Raw genomic sequence first — 19,378 nt, forward strand, 5'->3', positions numbered from 1 at the left:
CCGGCCTTGATGGGCCGGGGCAGGGAATGCGAAGAGGAAGACGCGGCCTAGCGCTGGCCGCTGATCTGGCGAAAGGCGTTGAGCAGGGCCTGGCTCAGGTCGACCGAGGAAAACTTGGTGAGCACCGCGTTGGCGCCCACCGACCTGGCTTTCTCGGTGTTCATGGTGCTGTCCAGCGAGGTGTGCAGCAGCACGTAGGTGTCGGCGATGTCGGCACTGCGGCGGATTTCCCGCACCAGGTTGTAGCCGTCCATCTCCGGCATCTCGATGTCCGAAACCAGCAGCTCGAACGGCATGCCGGCCTGGCGATACTCCTGCAGCTTTTGCAGCGCGGCCTGGGCGCTGCGCACCGCGGTGCAGTCCAGGCCCAGCTGCCGCAGGACATTGACCGTCTGCTGCAGGGCCACCTGGGAGTCGTCGACTATCAGTACGCGGCGGCCCTGCAACAGCTGGCCGTCGTCGCCTTCGAGCAATTGCCCCACCGGCGCATCGTCCAGCGCCGGGGCGATGTCGTGCAACACCTTCTCGATATCGAGGATCTGCACGATGGCGCCATCGATCTGGGTCACCCCGGTGATGAAGGCGCGACTGCCGGAGGCGGCAGGTGGCGGCCGTACGTCGCGGGTCGAGCATTGCACGATGCGCTCGACGCTCTTGACGTGCAGACCCTGGCGCGAGCGACTCAACTCGGTGACGATCAGACAGCCCTCGTCCTCGCTGGAGCCGCCGCGTTCGCCGATGGCGCGAGCCAGGTCGATCACCGTCAACGCCGAGCCGCGCAAGGTGGCGATGCCGCGCACGTTGGGATGGCGGTTGGGCAGCTTGGTCAGCGGCGGACAGGGGATGATCTCGTTGACCTTGAGCAGGTTGATGCCCAGCAGCCTGCCGCTGTGCAGGCGGAACAACAGCAGCGACAGGGCATCGCCGGTGACGAGGGTCATGAAGGGATCCTTGGACTGAAAACCTGCAGGTTATAGCGGCCGAACGGCCGCGGACTTTAATCCGCGGCCAGTTCCAAGGCCACCCGCCCACGATTCGGACAGGTTTCCATATAGTGGTGTGCCGCGACGAAATCCTCGAAGGCGAACACCTTGTCGATCACCGGCGTAAGCAAACGGTCGGCGGTCATCTGGTTGATGTGCTGCAGCGCGCGCTGCACCGCCTCGGCGTTGGGCTCGATGCCCAGCTCCGGGTGGCCGGTGAAATCCAGCACGCAGTGCCGGTAGAACTGCAGGTGCTTCTTGAACGCGGCGCAGGCCGGAAACGCGGTGTCGTTGCCACCGTTGACCCCGTAGAGGATCAGCTTGCCGCGCGGCGCGGCGATGTCGCCGAGCAGCTTCATCTGCGGCCCGGCGCACTGGTCGAGGATGACCTCGACGCCCTTGCCTTCGGTGTAGCGCTCGATTTCCAGCACCAGGTCCTGTTCCTCGGTGACCACCACCTTGTCGGCGCCCAGGCCGCGCAGGAACTCGCGGTCGTCGGCCGAGCCGGTGGCGGCGATGACCTTGGCGCCGAGCGCCTTGGCCAGCTGCACGGTCTGCGGCGCCATGCAGTGACTGGCCTCGGTGATCAGCACGTGCTGGCCGGGTTTGAGCTGGGCCAGGTCGACCAGGGCGAAATAGCCGAACAGCAGTGCGGTGTAATGCACGCTGGCAGCCACCGGGCTGAGCACCTCGGGATAACGGGTCAGTGCGTAGCGCGGCATCAGCACCAGATCGCCCCAGGTCGGGTAGCGATTCGGCGTGCTGGCGGGGAAACCGGCCACGGCGGTGCCGAGCGGAAAGTCGTCGACGCCCTCGCCCACTGCAGCCACCGTACCGGCCAGTTCGAAGCCCATGCCGGCCGGCAACTGCGCCTGCTCGGCAGCCAGATTCTGCCGCCACAGCACGTCCTTCCAGCCCAGGCCCACGGCCTGCACGCGCACCAGCACCTCGCCGGGGCCCGGCACAGGAGTGGGTACTTCCTCGTACTGGAGTACCTCGGCATCGCCGAATTTATGGAAACGGATCATGCGGGACATCGCTATACCTCGAGCTCCGATCACGGATTAACACTTCAATGCCTGTGGACTCTATCCGCAGATCGCCGCTGGCACCACCCGCCGGCATCGATAGTGCACATGCCTGGCAGTGATTCAACAGCGTGCCGGGCACCTTTCAATCTCGCCCGTACTGCCCGTACTATTGCGCGGCAAGGCTCTCATTTGCCACGCCGTGCTGACAAGGCCCGGTCTCTCGGATGGTAACCGGATGAACCGCAACGACCTGCGCCGCCTCGACCTCAACCTGCTGATCGTCTTCGAGACGCTGATGCACGAGCGCAGCGTGACCCGCGCCGCGGAAAAGCTGTTCCTCGGCCAGCCGGCGATCAGCGCCGCCCTCGCCCGCCTGCGCAGCCTGTTCGACGACCCCCTGTTCGTGCGTACCGGGCGCAGCATGGAGCCGACCCCGCGCGCCCAGGAAATCTTCGCCCTGCTCGCCCCGGCACTGGACTCGATCTCCACCGCGGTCAGCCGCGCCGCCGACTTCGACCCGGCCACCAGCAAGGCGGTGTTTCGCGTCGGCCTGTCCGACGACGTCGAATTCGCCCTGCTGCCGGCCCTGCTCCGCCGTCTGCGCGCCGAGGCACCGGGCGTGGTGCTGGTGGTGCGGCGCACCAACTACCTGCTGATGCCGGGCCTGCTGGCCTCCGGCGAAATATCCGTAGGCGTCGCCTACACCGAGGAGCTGCCGGCCAACGCCAAGCGCAAGGTGCTGCGCCGCAGCAAGGCGCGCCTGCTGCGCGCCGACGCCGTGCCCGGTGCGCTGAGCCTGGACGACTACTGCGCCAGGCCGCATGCGCTGGTGTCGTTCGCCGGCGACCTCACTGGCTTCATCGACGAGGAACTGGAGAGGATCGGCCGCAAGCGCCATGTGGTGCTGGCCGTGCCGCAGTTCAACGGCCTAGGCACGCTGCTCGCCGGCACCGACATAGTCGCCAGCGTGCCGGACTACACCGCCGCCGTGCTCACCGCCGCCGGTGGCCTGCGCGCCGAGGAGCTGCCGCTGCAGACCCAGTCCTTCGAGCTGCACATGGCCTGGCGCGGTGCCCAGGACAACGACCCGGCCGAGCGCTGGCTGCGCTCGCGCATCCAGATGTTCTGCGGCGATCCGGACAGCCTGTAGCCGCCAGGCGAAAAGGCACCGATAACGGGCGCCGCAACGCCTTCGCGCACCATCATCGAGCCTCGACGATAGAGCGCTGCCAATCATCATTACCGCTGATATTCAACTTCGCGGCATTCGATTCGTCGTCGGCCAGCCCTCGCAGCAGACTCCGCCCATTCACAAATCCGACTGGCGGAGTCACTCATGGAACAGCCCCATAAGAACATCTGGATTTTTCCCCTGGCGCTCGCCGCCACCCTGGTGCTCAGCGCCTGCGGTCAGGCGCCGGACGCCATGCAGCAGCTGCCGGCGCCCAAGGTCAGTGTGGCCGAGGTGATCGAGCAGCCGATCAACGAGTGGGACGAGTTCACCGGCCGCCTCGAGGCACCGCAGTCGGTCGAGGTGCGCCCGCGGGTGTCCGGCTATATCGACAAGGTGGCCTTCGCCGAAGGCGGCCTGGTGAAGAAAGGCGACCTGCTGTTTCAGATCGACCCGCGTCCCTTCCAGGCCGAGGTCAAGCGCCTCGAAGCCCAGCTGCAGCAAGCCCGCGCCAACCTGACCCGAGCCAACAGCGAAGCCCGTCGCGGCGAACGTCTGCGCCAGAGCAACGCCATCTCCGCCGAACTGGCCGACGCCCGCGCCAGCGCCGCCGCCGAGGCCCAGGCCCAGGTCGCGGCGATCCAGGCGGAGCTGGACAACGCCCGCCTCAACCTCGATTTCACCCGCATCACCGCGCCCATCGACGGCCGCGTCAGCCGCGCCGAGATCACCGAAGGCAACCTGGTCGGTGCCGGCGAGAGCCTGCTGACTTCGGTGGTCTCCACCGACAAGGTCTACGCCTACTTCGACGCCGACGAGCGAGTGTTCCTCAAGTACCTCGAGCTGGCCCGCCAGGCCGGCGGCGACGCCCGCGGCGCCAGCCCGGTGTACCTCGGTCTGTCCAGCGAAGACGGTCATCCGCACCTGGGCCAGCTGGACTTTCTCGACAACCAGGTCAACCCGCGCACCGGCACCATCCGCGGTCGTGCGGTGTTCGACAACGCCGATGGCCGCTTCACCCCGGGCCTCTACGCCCGGCTGAAACTGGTCGGCAGTGCGGCCTACCCCGCCGCGCTGATCAAGGACGAGGCGGTCGGCACCGACCTGGGCAAGAAGTTCGTCCTGGTGCTCGGCGAGGACAACGCCGTGGCCTACCGCGCCATCGAGCTGGGGCCGAAGCTGGAGGGCCTGCGCATCGTCCGCAGCGGCCTGGCCAAGGGCGAGAAGATAGTGGTCAACGGCCTGCAGCGGGCCATGCCTGGCGCCACCGTCGATCCTCAGGCGGTGCCCATGGCCGATCCCGCGACCCTGGCCCAGCTGGCGCAGATGCGCCAGGCCGTGGATGGCACTCAGGCCCCGCGCCTGGCCAGCAAGAGCAACGCCGCCGGTACGCCGCGCAGCTGATAACGCCTTGGTGCGCGCAGCGCTCCCTGCATAGGGGGCGCATGGCGCACCCGTGCCCGAGGACAGTCCCATGAATTTCTCGCAATTCTTCGTGCTGCGGCCGATCTTCGCCGCGGTGCTGTCGCTGATCATCCTGATCGGCGGCGCCATCTCGCTGTTCCAGCTGCCGATCAGCGAATACCCGGAAGTGGTGCCGCCTACCGTGGTGGTGCGCGCCAACTTCCCCGGCGCCAACCCCAAGGTGATCGGCGAGACCGTCGCCTCGCCGCTGGAGCAGGCGATCACCGGCGTGGAAGGCATGCTCTACATGTCGTCGCAGTCCACCGCCGACGGCAAGCTGACCCTGACCATCACCTTCGCCCTCGGCACCGACCTGGACAATGCCCAGGTGCAGGTGCAGAACCGCGTGACCCGCACCATGCCGACCCTGCCCACCGAGGTGCAGCGCCTCGGCGTGACTGTCGACAAGGCCTCGCCCGACCTGACCATGGTGGTGCACCTGACCTCGCCGGACGACCGCTACGACATGCTCTACCTGTCCAACTACGCCGCGCTCAACGTCAAGGACGAGCTGGCGCGGCTGGACGGCGTCGGCGACGTGCAGCTGTTCGGCCTGGGCAACTATTCGCTGCGCGTGTGGCTCGACCCGAACAAGGTGGCCTCGCGGGGCCTCACCGCCACCGACGTGGTGAGCGCCATTCGCGAGCAGAACCGCCAGGTGGCGGCCGGCTCGCTCGGCGCGCCGCCCTCAGACGCCGGCAACAGCTTCCAGCTGTCGATCAACACCCAGGGCCGCCTGGTCGACGAGGAGGAGTTCGAGAACATCATCATCCGCGCCGGCGAAGACGGCGAAATCACCCGCCTCAAGGACATCGCCCGCATCGAACTGGGTTCCAGCCAGTACGCCCTGCGCTCGCTGCTCAATAATAAGCCGGCGGTAGCCATCCCGGTGTTCCAGCGCCCCGGTTCCAACGCCATCGAGATCTCCGATGCGGTGCGGGCACGCATGGCCGAGCTCAAGCAGAGTTTCCCCCAGGGCGTGGACTACGAGATCGTCTACGACCCGACCATCTTCGTGCGCGGCTCCATCGAGGCGGTGGTGCACACCCTGCTTGAGGCCATCGTGCTGGTGGTGCTGGTGGTGGTCCTGTTCCTGCAGACCTGGCGCGCCTCGATCATCCCGCTGGCCGCCGTGCCGGTGTCCTTGATCGGGACCTTCGCCGTGATGCACATGTTCGGCTTCTCGCTCAACGCCCTGTCGCTGTTCGGCCTGGTGCTGGCCATCGGCATCGTGGTGGACGACGCCATCGTCGTGGTGGAGAACGTCGAGCGCAATATCGGCCTGGGCAAGACGCCGGTAGAGGCGACCAAACAAGCCATGAAGGAAGTTACCGGGCCCATCGTCGCCACCGCCCTGGTGCTGTGCGCGGTGTTCGTGCCGACCGCCTTCATCTCCGGGCTGTCCGGGCAGTTCTACCAGCAGTTCGCGCTGACCATCGCCATCTCCACGGTGATCTCGGCGTTCAACTCGCTGACCCTGTCGCCGGCGCTGGCCGCCGCCCTGCTGAGGAGCCATGATGCGCCCAAGGACGGCTTCTCGCGCCTGCTCGACAAGCTGTTCGGCGCCTGGCTATTCACCCCCTTCAACCGCTTCTTCGACCGCGCCAGCCACGGCTATGTCGGCACCGTGCAGCGCGTACTGCGCACCAGCGGCGTGGCCATGTTCCTCTACGCCGGCCTGCTGGGGCTGGGCTACCTGGGCTTTTCGACGACGCCCACGGGCTTCGTGCCGCAGCAGGACAAGCAGTACCTGGTGGCCTTCGCCCAGTTGCCGGACGCCGCCACCCTGGACCGCACCGAAGCGGTGATCAAGCGCATGTCGGAGATAGCCGGCAAGCACCCGGGCGTGGAGAACACCGTGGCCTTCCCCGGTCTGTCGATCAACGGCTTCACCAACAGCCCCAACAGCGGCATCGTCTTCACCCCGCTCAAGCCGTTCGACGAGCGCAGTGACCCGTCGATGTCGGCCAACGCCATCGCCGCCGAGCTCAACGCCCAGTTCGCCGAAATCCAGGACGCCTACATCGCCATCTTCCCGCCGCCGCCCGTGCAGGGTCTCGGCACCATCGGTGGCTTCCGCCTGCAAATCCAGGACCGCGGCAGCCTGGGCTACGAGGAGCTGTACGCGCAGACCCAGAACATCCTGGGCAAGGCGCGCCAGTTGCCGGAGCTCAACCCCATGTCGGTGTTCACCAGCTACCAGGTCAACGTGCCGCAGATCGATGCCAACATCGACCGCGAGAAGGCCAAGACCCACGGCGTGGCCATCAGCGACATCTTCGACACCATGCAGGTGTATCTGGGCTCGCTGTACGCCAACGACTTCAACCGCTTCGGCCGCACCTACCAGGTCAACGTCCAGGCTGACCAGCAGTTCCGCCTGGAGCCGGAGCAGATCGGCCAGCTCAAGGTGCGCAACAACCGCGGGGAAATGGTGCCGCTGTCCACCTTCGTCAAGGTGGAGAACAGCGCCGGCCCCGACCGGGTGATGCACTACAACGGCTTCCTCACCGCCGAGATCAACGGCGCGGCGGCGCCCGGCTACAGCTCCGGCCAGGCCGAGGCGGCGATCGCCAAGCTGCTGAAAGAAGAACTGCCCAACGGCATGACCTTCGAGTGGACCGAGCTGACCTATCAGCAGATCCTCGCCGGCAACAGCGCGATCTTCATCTTCCCGCTCTGCGTGCTGCTGGTCTTCCTGGTGCTGGCCGCCCAGTACGAGAGCTGGAGCCTGCCGCTGGCGGTGATCCTGATCGTGCCGACGGTGCTGTTCTCCGCCATCACCGGGGTGATCCTGGCCGGCGGCGACAACAACATCTTCACCCAGATCGGCCTGATCGTACTGGTGGGCCTGGCGTGCAAGAACGCCATCCTCATCGTCGAGTTCGCCAAGGAGAAACAGGAGGAAGGCCTGGATCGCATCAGTGCGGTGCTGGAAGCCTGCCGCCTGCGTCTGCGGCCGATCCTGATGACCTCGATCGCCTTCATCATGGGCGTGGTACCGCTGGTGCTGTCCTCTGGCGCCGGCGCCGAGATGCGCCATGCCATGGGCGTGGCGGTATTTAGCGGGATGATCGGCGTGACCTTCTTCGGTCTGCTGCTGACCCCGGTGTTCTACGTGCTGATCCGCGCCTTCGTCGAGAAACGCCAGGCGCGCAAAGCCCAAGCCGCTGCCCACGAGGTGCACGCATGAAGCGCGTTGCCAATGCCCTGAAGATCAGCCTGCTGGCCCTGGCGGTCAGCGCCTGCGCGGTCGGCCCGGATTACCGCGCGCCGCAGACCGAACCGGCGCGCCTCGACGCGCTGGAGGCCGGCGACTACGACCGCACCCGTTTCGAGGCCGCCTGGTGGCAGCAGTTCGACGACCCGACGCTGAACCGCCTGGTGCAGCGCTCGCTGGCGGACAACCGCGAGCTGCGCGTGGCCTTCAGCCGCCTGCGCGCGGCGCGGGCGATCCGCGACGATGTCGCCAACGACCGCTTGCCCACCGTCACCAGCCGCGCCAGCGGCGAGTTCGGCAAGGCCCAGCAGCCGCCCACCAGCGAGCAGCGCATCCGTCAGGAACGCTACGACCTGGGCCTGGACATGGCCTGGGAACTCGACCTGTTCGGCCGCATCCAGCGCCAGCTGGAGGCCAGCGAAGCGCAGATCGAGGTGGCCGAGGCCGACTACTACCAGCTGCAGGTGAGCCTGATCGCCGAGCTGGTGGATGCCTACGGCACCCTGCGCGGCGCCCAGCTGCGCGAGCACATCGCCCGCGAGAATCTGAAGAACCAGCAGGACTCGCGGGCCATCACCGAGCAGCTGCGCGACGCCGGCGTCGGCAGCGAGCTGGACGTGCTGCGCGCCGACGCCCGCCTGGCCGCCACCGAGGCCAGCCTGCCGCAGCTGCAGGCCGAACAGGTGCGCGCACAGAACCGCATCGCCACCCTGCTCGGCCAGCGTCCGGAGCAGCTGGAGGTGGACCTGTCGGCCCGGCCGCTGCCGGCCATCGCCAAGGCCCTGCCGATCGGCGATCCGGGCGAGCTGCTGCGCCGCCGTCCCGACGTGCAGGCCGCCGAACGCCAGCTGGCCGCGGCCACGGCGCAGATCGGCGTGGCCACCGCGGATCTGTTCCCGCGGGTCAGCCTGTCCGGTTTCCTCGGTTTTACCGCCGGGCGCGGCTCGCAGCTGGGCTCCTCGGCCGCACGCGCCTGGGGCGTGGCGCCGAGCATCAGCTGGGCGGCGTTCGACCTGGGCAGCGTGCGCGCCCGCCTGCGCGGCGCCGAGGCCGACGCCGACGGCGCCCTGGCGCAGTACGAGCAGCAGGTGCTGCTGGCCCTGGAAGAATCGGAAAACGCCTTCAGCGACTACGCCAAGCGTCAGCAGCGCCTGCTCTCGCTGCTGCGCCAGGCCGAGGCCAGCCGCGCCGCCGCCGAACAGGCGGCGATCCGCTACCGCGAAGGCACGGTGGATTTCCTCGTGCTGCTGGACGCCGAACGCGAACGCCTGGCCGCCGAAGACGCCCAGGCGCTGGCCGAGGTCGAGCTGTACAGCGGCATAGTCGCCATCTACAAGGCGCTCGGCGGCGGCTGGCAACCACAGGCCTGACGCTTTCCTCTCTCCCGACCGGCAACCGCCAGTCGCTCCGGCCCCAGGGTGTTGGCTCCTTACCCTGGGGCTTTTTTTGCCGATGAAGGCATGGCCGTGGGGAGCGCCGCCACTGCAGATACAGGATGCCTCAGGGGTGACCGAGATAATCCATCTTGCCCAGCGGCACGCCGTTATGGCGCAGGATGGCGTAGGCGATGCTGAGGTGGAAATAGAAGTTGGGCAGGACGAAATTGAGCAGATAATCCTGACCGCTGAAGCGCAGTTCCAGGCCGGGAAAACTCAGGCTGACGGCGCGGCTTTCGCTGCCATCGAGCTGCTGCGGGCTGACGCTGCGCAGAAAGTCGCAGGTCTTGCCGATGCGCGCCTGCAGCTCGGCGAAGCTACTCTCGGTGTCGGCGAAGCTGGGCACCTCGATCCCCGCCAGGCGCGCCGCACAGCCCTTGACCGCGTCGCTGGCGATCTGCACTTGGCGGGTCAGCGGGTACATGTCCGGCGCCAGGCGGGCGCTCAGCAGCACCTCGGCGGCGATCTTGTGGTCGTGGGCATGCTGCTCGGCCTTGTCGAGAATCGCCGCAAGATTGCCGAGCATGCGCAGGAAAACCGGAATCGAAGCGTGGTACATGGACAGCGACATGGTGCACTCCCAGGTGGGTGGATAGACTTGCCAGCTTAGTCCTCCGCCAATCGCCCTGGAGCCGGAAATGACCTCCGATCAGATCGCCGCCTTCTGTCTGGCCCTGCCCGGCGTCCGCGAAGACCTCAAGTGGGGCCGCAACCGGGTATTTTCGGTGGCCGGCAACAAGATGTTCGCCATCCTCGATTTTCTCGGCGAAGACCTGGCGTTCAAGGTGGACGGCGACCTGTTCCTCGGCTTCGTCGACCGCCCCGGCATCCGCCCGGCCCCGTACCTGGCGCGGGCACACTGGATCAGCATGAGCGGGCGGCAGCCGCCGCTGGGCGAAGCTGAACTGCGGCGATTGCTCACCCGCTCGCACCAGTTGGTGGTGCGCAAGCTGGCCAAGCGCCTGCAGCCGGGGCTGCTACTGGACGAACAGCGGTAAATGGCGGGCGATATAGGCGCCATCGAGCAGCAGCCAATCGAGCCAGAACGCCTGATGAGCGGCGACGATCAGCCAGAAAACCGTCTGGTAGGAAGCCTTGCGCGTCTTGTGGCGCAGGAACTGTTGCGCGAGCAGCGCACCGGGCCAGCCGCCAGCCAGCTCCACCAGGTGCAGGGTGTTTTCCGGGGTACGCCGGCCGCCGCCCTGGGCGCTGCGTTTATCCAGCCAGTACAGCAGCAAGCCGAGCAGACTGGCCGCCAGATACAGCGGCAACACCCACGGCAGCCCGGCGCCGAGCAGCTGCAAAGCCCCCAGTAGCGGCAGCGCGCAGAGCGCGGCGAACAGCGCGAGCTTCAGCCCCGGATTGCGAACGCCGTTAGTCGCGCCGCGCGCCTCCCGCGCCCCTGCAGGCTGGCGCGGCGCCCTGGGTTGGCGGCGGATCGCCGGCCGGTCCAGACTCGGTGAGCCCGCCAGGCGCATATGCTCGGCCCGCGGCCGGCCGCGGGTATCGCGCCCCTCGACATAGAACAGGCTGTCGCCGACTTGCGGGCGCCGCTCACCGCGCATCGCCGAAATATGCGCGAACACCTTGGCGCCGCCGCCCTGCGGCTGGATAAAGCCGAAGCCCTTGTCGTCGTTCCAGCTGGTGAGGCGCCCCGCGCGCTCCTTGGCCATCATCCCTGCGCGGTGCTCCAGTCGATCAGTTGCAGTTGCCAGGTGGCGAGGATCAGCAGACCGAAGCCAATGCGGTACCAGGCGAACAGAGCGTAGCTGTGGTTGGCGATGAACTTGAGCAATGCCCGCACGGTGAACATCGCCACGATAAAGGTGGTGACGAAGCCAATGGCAAAGGTGGGCAGGTCGCTCAGTTGCAGGATGTCGCGATACTTGAACAGGGAGTAGACGGTCGCGGCGACCATGGTCGGCATGGCCAGGAAGAAGGAAAACTCGGTGGCCGCCTTGCGTGACAGGCCGAACACCAGTCCACCGATGATGGTGGCGCCGGAGCGGGAAGTGCCGGGAATCAGCGCCAGGCACTGGGCGAAGCCGACCTTGAGGGCCAGGCTCCAGGTCATGTCGTCGACCGTTTCGGCCTTGATCTCGTGCTCGCGCTTCTCTGCCCAGATCATCACGATGCCGCCTACTATCAAGGCAGTGGCCACGGTGATGGGGTTGAACAGCCAGTGCTCGATGAGATCGGCGAAGGCCAGACCGAGGATCACCGCCGGAATGAAGGCCAGCAGCAGGTTGAAGGTGAAGCGTTGCGCCTGCGGCTCGCTCGGCAGCCCGCGCACCACGTCGAAGATCCTCTGGCGAAACTCCCACATCACCGCGAGGATGGCGCCCAACTGGATGATGATCTTGAACGCGGTGGCGGTCTCGCCGTTGAAGTCCAGCAGGTCGCCGACCACGATCAGGTGTCCGGTACTGGAAATCGGCAGGAACTCGGTCAGCCCTTCCACTATGCCCAGAATCAAGGCCTGCATGGCCGCCCAGAAGTCCATCGAATTCCCCCAGAAATCGCGGCGAACGCCGCACAAGTAAATAGGCCGGCACAGTCGAACGCTGTGCCGTGCGCTGGGACACGGAGGCGCCCCAGAGGTTCCCCGTCTCCTCTAGCCCGATGCAAACTCAGGTTCTGCGCCGAGCGGCCGAAATGCTATCAGACAACTAGAGTAAAGAATGCCTCGCCGTGACCGGCAGTTCGCGCCGCCCGGCCAGGCCGCTTCGGGCCCGACAACAACAAGAATCAGGAACTCGTCCATGAACAGCTTACGTAGTCTTCCCATCAGCCGGCGCCTGTGGCTGATCCTGGCGCTGGCCATCCTGACCCTGATCCTGCTCGGCGCCTATATGCTGCGCCAGATCAATCTCGACCTGTATGCCGGCAAGGCGGAAAAGACCGAGCACGTGGTGCAGAGCGCCGCCGGCATCCTCAAGCACTACCACGGCCTGGAGAGCGCCGGCAGCCTGAGCCGCGAAGACGCGCAGAAACAGGCCATGGAGCTGATCCGCGGGCTGCGCTACGCCGGCCAGGAGTACTTCTGGATCAACGACCAGACTCCGGTGATGATCATGCACCCGACCAACCCCAAGCTGGAGGGGCAGAACCTCTCCGGTTTCAAGGATCCGGACGGCAAGGCGCTGTTCAACGAGATGGTGGCCGTCACCCGCAGCCAGGGCGCCGGCCAGGTCGACTACCGCTGGCCCAAGCCGGGCGCCAGCGAGCCGGTGCCGAAGATTTCCTATGTCGAACTGTTCCAGCCCTGGGGCTGGATCATCGGCTCCGGCGTCTATGTCGACGACGTCCAGGCGGTGTTCAAGGAACAGGCCCTGCGCGCCCTGGGCATCGGTCTGCTGATCACCCTGATGCTCGCCGCCCTGGTGTTGCTGATCGCCCGCAGCATCGCCCAGCCGCTGCAGGCCGCGGTGGACGCCATGGCCAATATCGCCAGCGGCGAAGGCGACCTGACGCGCAACCTCGATACCCACGGGCGCGATGAGCTGACCGCCCTGGCCAGCCATTTCAACGCCTTCACCGACAAGCTGCGCGGCGTCATCCGCCAGCTGCTCGACTCGGCCGGCTCGCTGGATCAGGCCGCGCGCTCGCTCGGCGACATTTCCAGCGAGGCGCAGCAGCACAGCCAGCAGCAGGCGCAGCAGATGGAGCTGGTGGCCACAGCGGTCAACCAGGTGACCTACGGCGTACAGGACGTGGCGAAGAACGCCGAGCACGCCTCCAGCGAGGTGCACGCCGCCGAGGAACAGGCCATTCAGGGCCAGCAGAACATCGAGGCCAGCCTGCGCCAGATCGACCAGCTATCGGCCACCATCGACAAGGCGGTGGCGGTGATCCAGTCGCTGGCCAGCGAAAGCACGCAGATCGGCAGCGTGCTCGAGGTGATCCGCTCGATCGCCGAGCAGACCAACCTGCTCGCACTCAACGCCGCCATCGAGGCGGCGCGGGCCGGCGAACAGGGCCGCGGCTTCGCCGTGGTAGCCGACGAGGTGCGCCTGCTGGCGCAGCGCACCCAGCAGTCGACGGCGGAAATCCAGGGCATGATCGAACGTCTGCAGGGCAACTCCGAGGCGGCGGTCAAGGTCATCCACGAAAGCAGCCGCGCCTCACAACTGACCGTGGAACAGGCCAGCCAGGCTGGTCAAAGCCTGGCGCAGATCGCACAATCGCTACGCAACCTGACCGGGCTCAACGCCTCGATCGCCAGCGCCACCCTGGAGCAGTCGCACGTGGTGGAAGACATCAACCAGAACGTCACCCAGACCGCCGGCCTGGCGCACAACACCGCCGCGGCCGCCGAGCAGTCCAGCGCCGCCAGCCAGCACCTGAAGCAGCTGGCCGACCAGTTGGGCCGCCTGCTGGGACAGTTCCGCGTATGAGGCAAGCATGAGCAACATGGAGCATCAGGAGGTCGACTTCAGTCGGCCGCAGAACCAGGACCTGATCTGGGACCTGGACAGCATGGGCCGCCGCGAGCTGGCCGAGCGCTTCATCAAGCTGTTCGAGAACCGCCTGTGCGTCTACTCCGAGTCGGTGGGCCAGCTGTACACCAACTACAGCCTGCATTTCCCCAGCGACCTCGGGCGCAAGATGGTGGTGCTGCCCAACCCCTACGCCTTCCACGACACCCTGCACGGCATCGACAGCCAGGCCATACGCAAGACCGGCCTGTGCGTGCTGCCGGGCCAGGTGCTGGGCAAACCCGGCCTGCTGCTCGGCACCCAGCTCAAGGACGGCGGCCCGGCGCCCAAGACCATGGCCTTCAAGCCGGCGCTGGCGCAGATCATCAGCAACCAGAAGAAGGTCGGCGATGTGTTCCTGCCGGTGCTGATCAAGGGCGATCTGCGCGAATTCGATCAGCAGATGCCCTATATCCACCTGCACCGCCTGCAACTGGCGCGCCTGCCGCGGCTGTCCAGCTTCGAACGCGAGGACATCCAGCAGACCATCACCCGCAAGCTGCTGATGCTCTATCGCCTGGCCGACACCCTGGCGTGCTGAACGCCGGGCGGATCGCTACAATCGCTCCCCCTTTCCCTCCCGAGTAGCTTGGATGTCCTGGCTCGAACTCATCGCCGCCGGTCTCGGCATCGTCGCGGTCTGGCTGACGGTACGACAAAACCCCTGGTGCTGGCCCATCGGCCTGGTCATGGTGCTGCTCTATGCCTGGCTGTTCTTCGACTGGCGGCTGTATTCCAATCTGCTGCTGCAGCTGCTGTTCGCCGGCCTGCAGCTGTACGGCTGGTGGCAATGGACCCGCGGCGGCGAGCATCACGACGGGCGCCAGGTCAGCAGCCTCAGTGTTTCCGGCCTGGCCGCGGGACTGAGCGCCGGAGCCGGCGGCGCCCTGCTGCTCGGCTACCTGATGGCCACCCACACCGACGCCAGTTCGCCCTGGCTGGACGCCACGCTCACCGCCTTCAGCCTGATCGCCCAGTTGTGGATGGCGCAGAAGCGTCTGCAGTGCTGGGCGCTGTGGATAGTCGTGGACCTGTGCTATGTCGCCTTCTTCCTGCACAGCGCGCTGTACCTGACCGCCGGCCTGTACGCCGCCTTCACCGCGCTGGCTGTCAGCGGCTGGCTGAGCTGGCGTCACGCCACGGCGCTGCGAGCCAGCGCATGAAGGTACTGGTGTTGACCGGCCCCGAATCCAGCGGCAAGAGCTGGTTGGCGACCGAGATCCAGGCGCGCTTCGGCGGCCTGGTGGTGGGCGAGTACGTGCGCCATTTCATCGAGCGGGAGCGGCGCGACACCTGTTACGCCGATATCCCGGCCATCGCCCGCGGCCAACTGGCCTGGGAGGATGCCGCGCGGGCCGAACGCCCGGCGCTGCTGATCCTCGACACCCACCTGCTGAGCAACCTGCTGTGGAGCCGCTGCCTGTTCGGAGACTGCCCGCCGTGGCTGGAACACGAACTGCGCGCGCGCCGCTACGACATGCACCTGCTGCTCGACCCGCAGGGCGTGCCCTGGGTCGACGACGGCCAACGCTGCCAGCCGCAGCTGGCCGAGCGCTTGGCCTTCCAGCGCGCCTGCCGACAGTGGCTGGTGGACAACCGCCAGCCATTCTGCGAGCTGTCCGGCGATTGGCCGCAACGCCGCCAGACCGCGCTGGAACGGGTCGAGGCGCTGCTGGACTCAGCGGATCAGCACGCTGGCCCAGGCCAGTAGCAGGCTGGCGCAGACCACCAGGGTCAACGGCGTGCGCAGCGCCGGGTACCACTGCGGCGCCAGCCCCACCTTGACCGCGTGCAAGTCGGCCAGATAGAGGCCGATGAAGGCCAAGAGGAAGATCGGCAGCGCCAGGGCCATGGGCAGACCGCTGGCCAGCGCGGCCCAGCCGAGCAAAGGCGGAATCACCGACAGGCCCAGTTGCAGTTGGGCATTCTCGTCGGTCTCCTCCGCGCGCATCGCCAGGCCCCAGTGGATCGCGCCCATGAAGGCGAGGATCACCGCGGCAAAATCCAGCAGCGCCGCCAGCACGAAGGGCCGCCAGCCCAGCGGGATCACCCAGATCCCCAAGGCTCCGCTGACGAAGGGCACCAGCCCGGCATAGCCCAGCAGCATGGCCAGTTGCGGCGGTTTCTCGGCGTCGAACGGGTGCATGGCGATCTCCTTGGCAAGATGGTGCGCCCTGCACCTTAGCAGTGTTTCGCCAGCGATACAGCCGCGGCGGGTCAGCGCAGGCGGTGCTTGTGCAGCAACCGATAGAAAGTCGGGCGGGAAATACCCAGGCTGCGCGCCGCCTGGCTCATATTGTTGGCGTAGCGTGCCAGCACGTCGTTGAGCGCCTGGCGCTCGGCGCGCAGGATGTAGTCGGCCAGGGTGGCGACCGCCGCGCTCTGCTCCTGCCCCGGCTCCAGGCCGAGATCGCGGGCGAGAATCTGCCGCCCCTGCGCCAGCACCAGGGCGCGCACCACCCGATTGCACAGCTCGCGCACGTTGCCCGGCCACAGGTGCTCGGCCATGGCGTCGATCGCCTCGTCGCTGAACCGCCGATGGCGCCGACCGATGACCGCGCCATAGACCTTGGCGAAATACTCGGCCAGCAGCAGCAGGTCGCCGCGGTGCTCGCGCAGCGGCGTGGTCTGCAGCTGCTGGCTGGCCAGTAGGCGGTACAGGTCGTCGCGCAAGCGGCCCTGGCGCACCGCCTCCTCCAGCTCGCCGCGGCTGATGGTCAGCAGGTGCAGGCCCGGATGCGCCTGCAGATGCTGCAGCAAGCGGCGCTGCCCGGCGCCGTCGAGCGCGGCGACGCCCTCCAGCACCAGGGTGCCGCCCGCCGCTGCAGCCAGGGCGCCTCCTTCGCCGAACAAACGGGCCTCGAGCTGTGCGGCGGGCGGCGCGGCACAGTCGAAACGCAGATAGAGCTTGCCGGCGCGCGCCGAGCGCTCGTGCAACAGGCGCGCCAGCAGGGCCTTGCCGCTGCCGCGTTCGCCAGTGAGCAACAGCGGCGCCTCCAGCCCGGCGCAGCGCTCGATCTGTTTGCGCAGTGCGCGGGTCTGACTGCTGTTGCCGAGAAACTGACGGGGGTGGCGCTCGCCCTGCAGGCTGCGCAGGCGCGTGGTGGCCTGCGCCTGCGCCAGCGACTCGAGCAGCACCTCGGCCTCGCACGGCAGCGCATGGGCGGCGAAGAACCATTCGCCGATCAGCTCGGCGACCTCGCTCCGCGCCAGGCTCGGCCCATCGAGCAAGGCGACGCAACTGGCGGCGCTGCGCCGCAACAGCGCAAGCAGTCCCTGCGGCTGTAGCAGCAGCGCCTCGCCCAGGCGGATCAGCACGACATCGCCGTGCAGGCTGTCGCACTCGTCCAGGCGACAGCGGCGCAGTGCCCAGCCGGCGGCCTGCACACGCGGCAGCAGGCGTTCGCACTCGTCACAGGGGTCGATCACCAGTAACTGGCGGGATGCGACGGATACAGCCTCCAACATATCCCATCCTTGGCGCCATTATTTTGTAATCCCAATAAAAACAATGATTTGGCGCACATAGCTGTAACGCTAGCAAGAACTTTGACGCCGCTTGGAACATTTCTCTATATCACTTGTTCTGGCTGGTTATGGCGAACTTCTCTTAGCCGTCAAGATGGCAACTTGCCAAGCGCCTGCGGTATTGGCATAACAAGCCCATTAATAAGAACGCCACAAGGAAGTCTCTGATGCGTCTGCTCCGTCGTACCCTGAAACTCATCCTGTTGCTGGCGCTGATCGGCCTGGCGGTGGTGCTTTACTACATCGCCAACCCCAACCTGCCGACCTTCGAACAACCCAGCCGGCTGCATTACCTCGAGCAATGGAGCGACGAGGAACGTCAGACCTACTACTACACACCCCAGGGCACTACGGTAAAAGGCCTGCGCTACGACTGGTTCAGTGCCCTGGAAATGCCCTTCGGCAGCGCCAAGTTCGCCCGCCCCGAATACCTCGCCCGCTTCGGTTTTCTCACCGACCCGAACCAGCGCGCCACGCCCCTCAACCCCGGCAACCTGCCGGTGGGTTTCGCCCGCCACCAGGACGACGACAGCGGCGAGCACTTCCTCGACATCAGCTGCGCCGCCTGCCACACCGGCGAGCTGCGTTACCAGGGCCAGGCGGTGCGCATCGACGGCGGCGCCGCCCTGCACTCGCTGGCCTCCACCGTGCCGACCCTGCGCGGCGGCGGCTTCGGCCAGGCCCTGGGCATGAGCATGGCCTTCACCTACTACAACCCGCTGAAGTTCCGCCGCTTCGCCCGCGAAGTGCTCGGCGAGCAGTACCCGCAGGGGCGCGACGAACTGCGCAAGGACCTCAAGCAGGTGCTCGATCGCCTGCTGGCCACGGCGAAGAACGACTGGCACCGCGGCCTGTATCCCACCGAGGAAGGCTTCGGCCGCACCGATGCCTTCGGCCGCATCGCCAATACCGTGTTCGGTGACGCCCTCGACGAGGCCAACTACCGCATCGCCAATGCCCCGGTGAGCTACCCGCAGCTGTGGGACATCTGGAAGTTCGACTGGGTGCAGTGGAACGGCTCGGCGATGCAGCCTATGGCGCGCAACGTCGGTGAGGCCCTCGGCGTCGGCGCCAGCCTGCACCTGCTCGACGAGCAAGGCCGCGGCGTCGCCGAGGCCGAGCGCTATGCCTCCAGCGTGCGCCTGCACGACCTGCATACCCTGGAAGAAACCCTGAAGAAACTGCAGCCGCCGAAGTGGCCGCAGGCCGTCTTCGGTCAGCTCGACCTGCCGCTGGCCAGTCGCGGCAAGGCGCTGTACACGGAAAACTGCGCCTACTGCCACGCCCCCGATCCGAAGCCGCGCGACCAGCGCCTGGCGCCGGCGCGCGACCCGGAATGGAAGATGCGCATCGTGCCGACTGCCATCGTCGGCACCGACCCGACCACCGCCGACAACATCGCCGACCACCGCTTCGACATCAGCCGCCTGGGCTGGACCAAGGCCGAGCTGTCGCGGCTGGACGTCCAGCTGTTCGGCGCCAGCCTCGACGAGGTCGACTTCAAACGCATCTCCAGCGCCAAGGGCCTGGCCTATATCACCGCCTACGTGGAAAACCGCGCCTATCAGGACGCCGGCATCTCCCCGCGCCAGCGCTGGCGCATGGACGGCTATGGGCTGTCCATCGGCGTGCAGGAGAAGCGCGGCTACAAGGCCCGTCCGCTGGACGGCATCTGGGCCACCCCGCCCTTCCTGCACAACGGCTCGGTGGCCAACCTGTTCGAGCTGCTGTCGCCGGTGTACGAACGGCAGACGCAGTTCTGGGTCGGCAACTTCGAGTTCGACCCGGTGCGCGTCGGCTACCGCAGCGAACCTTTCCCCGGCGGTTTCCTGTTCGACACCCGCATCACCGGCAACGGCAACGGCGGCCACGAGTTCCGCGACGGCTGCCGCCAGCAGGGCGTGATCGGTCGCGCCCTGGCGCCGGAGGAACGCCTGGCGCTGATCGAGTACCTCAAGGTGCTCGGCAACGCCGAACTGGAAAGCCAGCTCAGCAACGTGCCGGCCAAGGCCTGGACACCGGGGCCCGAGTGCGCGGGCCTGAACTGAACCCGACTGAAGGAAGACA

The 19,378-nt window shown here is 67.1% G+C and carries 17 protein-coding genes and 1 pseudogene; 11 read left to right on the plus strand and 7 right to left on the minus strand.

Annotated elements, in window-relative coordinates; genetic code table 11:
• Positions 1 to 47 precede the first annotated feature (47 nt).
• Positions 48 to 941 carry a chemotaxis protein CheV gene (locus ACIGFL_RS20715; RefSeq protein WP_397498409.1) on the minus strand — a complete coding sequence of 298 codons (894 nt, stop codon included), beginning with the start codon at positions 939 to 941 and terminating at the stop codon, positions 48 to 50.
• 56 nt (positions 942 to 997) lie between these two features.
• A complete protein-coding gene (locus ACIGFL_RS20720; protein WP_397498410.1) occupies positions 998 to 2,020 on the minus strand; it encodes a zinc-dependent alcohol dehydrogenase family protein in 1,023 nt (340 codons plus the stop codon).
• 229 nt (positions 2,021 to 2,249) lie between these two features.
• Between ACIGFL_RS20720 and ACIGFL_RS20725 the strand changes: the two genes are divergently transcribed.
• The 4 genes from ACIGFL_RS20725 to ACIGFL_RS20740 all read left to right on the plus strand — a co-directional run bounded on the left by ACIGFL_RS20725 (position 2,250) and on the right by ACIGFL_RS20740 (position 9,239).
• The gene (locus ACIGFL_RS20725) at positions 2,250 to 3,164 is read left to right on the plus strand and encodes a LysR substrate-binding domain-containing protein (RefSeq protein ID WP_021446223.1); all 915 of its coding nucleotides are present in this window, start codon (positions 2,250 to 2,252) and stop codon (positions 3,162 to 3,164) included.
• A gap of 186 nt (positions 3,165 to 3,350) precedes the next feature.
• Positions 3,351 to 4,589: a multidrug efflux RND transporter periplasmic adaptor subunit MexE gene (gene mexE, locus ACIGFL_RS20730; RefSeq protein ID WP_397498411.1), complete on the plus strand. Its 1,239-nt coding sequence runs from the start codon at positions 3,351 to 3,353 to the stop codon at positions 4,587 to 4,589.
• 70 nt (positions 4,590 to 4,659) lie between these two features.
• The gene (locus ACIGFL_RS20735; RefSeq protein ID WP_397498412.1) at positions 4,660 to 7,842 is read left to right on the plus strand and encodes an efflux RND transporter permease subunit; all 3,183 of its coding nucleotides are present in this window, start codon (positions 4,660 to 4,662) and stop codon (positions 7,840 to 7,842) included.
• Positions 7,839 to 9,239 (plus strand): efflux transporter outer membrane subunit, encoded by a 1,401-nt coding sequence (locus tag ACIGFL_RS20740; RefSeq protein WP_397498413.1) that lies wholly within the window; start codon positions 7,839 to 7,841, stop codon positions 9,237 to 9,239. The genes ACIGFL_RS20735 and ACIGFL_RS20740 overlap by 4 nt, the downstream gene beginning before the upstream one ends.
• Before the next feature lie 130 nt (positions 9,240 to 9,369).
• Here the strand turns inward: ACIGFL_RS20740 and ACIGFL_RS20745 are convergent, their stop codons facing one another.
• Complete coding sequence (locus ACIGFL_RS20745; protein WP_397498414.1) at positions 9,370 to 9,876, minus strand: DUF1993 family protein; 507 nt, start codon at positions 9,874 to 9,876, stop codon at positions 9,370 to 9,372.
• Positions 9,877 to 9,943: 67 nt separating this feature from the next.
• Here ACIGFL_RS20745 and ACIGFL_RS20750 point away from each other — a divergent pair, with 67 nt between their 5' ends.
• Complete coding sequence (locus tag ACIGFL_RS20750) at positions 9,944 to 10,303, plus strand: MmcQ/YjbR family DNA-binding protein (RefSeq protein ID WP_122107948.1); 360 nt, start codon at positions 9,944 to 9,946, stop codon at positions 10,301 to 10,303.
• On the opposite strand, the gene ACIGFL_RS20755 is transcribed toward ACIGFL_RS20750, so the two are convergent.
• Complete coding sequence (locus ACIGFL_RS20755) at positions 10,283 to 10,981, minus strand: DUF1294 domain-containing protein (RefSeq protein WP_397498415.1); 699 nt, start codon at positions 10,979 to 10,981, stop codon at positions 10,283 to 10,285. The two genes, ACIGFL_RS20750 and ACIGFL_RS20755, sit on opposite strands and share 21 nt — an antisense overlap.
• Positions 10,978 to 11,808 (minus strand): undecaprenyl-diphosphate phosphatase, encoded by an 831-nt coding sequence (locus tag ACIGFL_RS20760; protein WP_397498416.1) that lies wholly within the window; start codon positions 11,806 to 11,808, stop codon positions 10,978 to 10,980. The genes ACIGFL_RS20755 and ACIGFL_RS20760 overlap by 4 nt, the downstream gene beginning before the upstream one ends.
• Before the next feature lie 349 nt (positions 11,809 to 12,157).
• Between ACIGFL_RS20760 and ACIGFL_RS20765 the strand changes: the two are divergent.
• The 5 genes and pseudogenes from ACIGFL_RS20765 to ACIGFL_RS20785 form a co-directional block, all read left to right on the plus strand.
• Positions 12,158 to 12,844 (plus strand): annotated as a pseudogene (locus tag ACIGFL_RS20765) (cache domain-containing protein); the annotation flags it as partial.
• A 123-nt stretch (positions 12,845 to 12,967) separates the two neighbouring features.
• Positions 12,968 to 13,702, plus strand: coding sequence for a methyl-accepting chemotaxis protein (locus ACIGFL_RS20770; RefSeq protein ID WP_371921460.1), 735 nt, complete (start codon positions 12,968 to 12,970; stop codon positions 13,700 to 13,702).
• Positions 13,703 to 13,709: 7 nt separating this feature from the next.
• A complete protein-coding gene (locus ACIGFL_RS20775; RefSeq protein ID WP_021443619.1) occupies positions 13,710 to 14,324 on the plus strand; it encodes a hypothetical protein in 615 nt (204 codons plus the stop codon).
• Between the two features lie 52 nt (positions 14,325 to 14,376).
• Complete coding sequence (gene pnuC, locus ACIGFL_RS20780; protein ID WP_397498417.1) at positions 14,377 to 14,946, plus strand: nicotinamide riboside transporter PnuC; 570 nt, start codon at positions 14,377 to 14,379, stop codon at positions 14,944 to 14,946.
• A complete protein-coding gene (locus tag ACIGFL_RS20785) occupies positions 14,943 to 15,494 on the plus strand; it encodes an AAA family ATPase (protein WP_397498418.1) in 552 nt (183 codons plus the stop codon). The genes pnuC and ACIGFL_RS20785 overlap by 4 nt, the downstream gene beginning before the upstream one ends.
• Here the strand turns inward: ACIGFL_RS20785 and ACIGFL_RS20790 are convergent.
• Both ACIGFL_RS20790 and ACIGFL_RS20795 read right to left on the minus strand, forming a co-directional pair.
• A complete protein-coding gene (locus ACIGFL_RS20790; protein WP_021443622.1) occupies positions 15,462 to 15,929 on the minus strand; it encodes a DUF3429 domain-containing protein in 468 nt (155 codons plus the stop codon). The genes ACIGFL_RS20785 and ACIGFL_RS20790 overlap by 33 nt on opposite strands.
• A gap of 71 nt (positions 15,930 to 16,000) precedes the next feature.
• Complete coding sequence (locus ACIGFL_RS20795; protein ID WP_397498419.1) at positions 16,001 to 17,251, minus strand: sigma-54-dependent transcriptional regulator; 1,251 nt, start codon at positions 17,249 to 17,251, stop codon at positions 16,001 to 16,003.
• Positions 17,252 to 17,478: 227 nt separating this feature from the next.
• Here ACIGFL_RS20795 and ACIGFL_RS20800 point away from each other — a divergent pair, with 227 nt between their 5' ends.
• A complete protein-coding gene (locus tag ACIGFL_RS20800; protein WP_397498420.1) occupies positions 17,479 to 19,359 on the plus strand; it encodes a di-heme-cytochrome C peroxidase in 1,881 nt (626 codons plus the stop codon).
• Positions 19,360 to 19,378: the final 19 nt, after the last annotated feature.

The sequence above is a fragment of the Pseudomonas sp. NPDC077649 genome (assembly GCF_044542855.1).
GTDB lineage: Bacteria > Pseudomonadota > Gammaproteobacteria > Pseudomonadales > Pseudomonadaceae > Aquipseudomonas.

Excerpts from the sequence above, each read along its gene's own strand:
- ACIGFL_RS20715 (WP_397498409.1), bottom strand. The coding sequence starts at position 941 with ATGACCCTCGTCACCGGCGATGCCCTGTCGCTGCTGTTGTTCCGCCTG.
- ACIGFL_RS20720 (WP_397498410.1), bottom strand. The coding sequence starts at position 2,020 with ATGTCCCGCATGATCCGTTTCCATAAATTCGGCGATGCCGAGGTACTC.
- ACIGFL_RS20725 (WP_021446223.1), top strand. The coding sequence starts at position 2,250 with ATGAACCGCAACGACCTGCGCCGCCTCGACCTCAACCTGCTGATCGTC.
- mexE (WP_397498411.1), top strand. The coding sequence starts at position 3,351 with ATGGAACAGCCCCATAAGAACATCTGGATTTTTCCCCTGGCGCTCGCC.
- ACIGFL_RS20735 (WP_397498412.1), top strand. The coding sequence starts at position 4,660 with ATGAATTTCTCGCAATTCTTCGTGCTGCGGCCGATCTTCGCCGCGGTG.
- ACIGFL_RS20740 (WP_397498413.1), top strand. The coding sequence starts at position 7,839 with ATGAAGCGCGTTGCCAATGCCCTGAAGATCAGCCTGCTGGCCCTGGCG.
- ACIGFL_RS20745 (WP_397498414.1), bottom strand. The coding sequence starts at position 9,876 with ATGTCGCTGTCCATGTACCACGCTTCGATTCCGGTTTTCCTGCGCATG.
- ACIGFL_RS20750 (WP_122107948.1), top strand. The coding sequence starts at position 9,944 with ATGACCTCCGATCAGATCGCCGCCTTCTGTCTGGCCCTGCCCGGCGTC.
- ACIGFL_RS20755 (WP_397498415.1), bottom strand. The coding sequence starts at position 10,981 with ATGATGGCCAAGGAGCGCGCGGGGCGCCTCACCAGCTGGAACGACGAC.
- ACIGFL_RS20760 (WP_397498416.1), bottom strand. The coding sequence starts at position 11,808 with ATGGACTTCTGGGCGGCCATGCAGGCCTTGATTCTGGGCATAGTGGAA.
- ACIGFL_RS20770 (WP_371921460.1), top strand. The coding sequence starts at position 12,968 with ATGGAGCTGGTGGCCACAGCGGTCAACCAGGTGACCTACGGCGTACAG.
- ACIGFL_RS20775 (WP_021443619.1), top strand. The coding sequence starts at position 13,710 with ATGAGCAACATGGAGCATCAGGAGGTCGACTTCAGTCGGCCGCAGAAC.
- pnuC (WP_397498417.1), top strand. The coding sequence starts at position 14,377 with ATGTCCTGGCTCGAACTCATCGCCGCCGGTCTCGGCATCGTCGCGGTC.
- ACIGFL_RS20785 (WP_397498418.1), top strand. The coding sequence starts at position 14,943 with ATGAAGGTACTGGTGTTGACCGGCCCCGAATCCAGCGGCAAGAGCTGG.
- ACIGFL_RS20790 (WP_021443622.1), bottom strand. The coding sequence starts at position 15,929 with ATGCACCCGTTCGACGCCGAGAAACCGCCGCAACTGGCCATGCTGCTG.
- ACIGFL_RS20795 (WP_397498419.1), bottom strand. The coding sequence starts at position 17,251 with ATGTTGGAGGCTGTATCCGTCGCATCCCGCCAGTTACTGGTGATCGAC.
- ACIGFL_RS20800 (WP_397498420.1), top strand. The coding sequence starts at position 17,479 with ATGCGTCTGCTCCGTCGTACCCTGAAACTCATCCTGTTGCTGGCGCTG.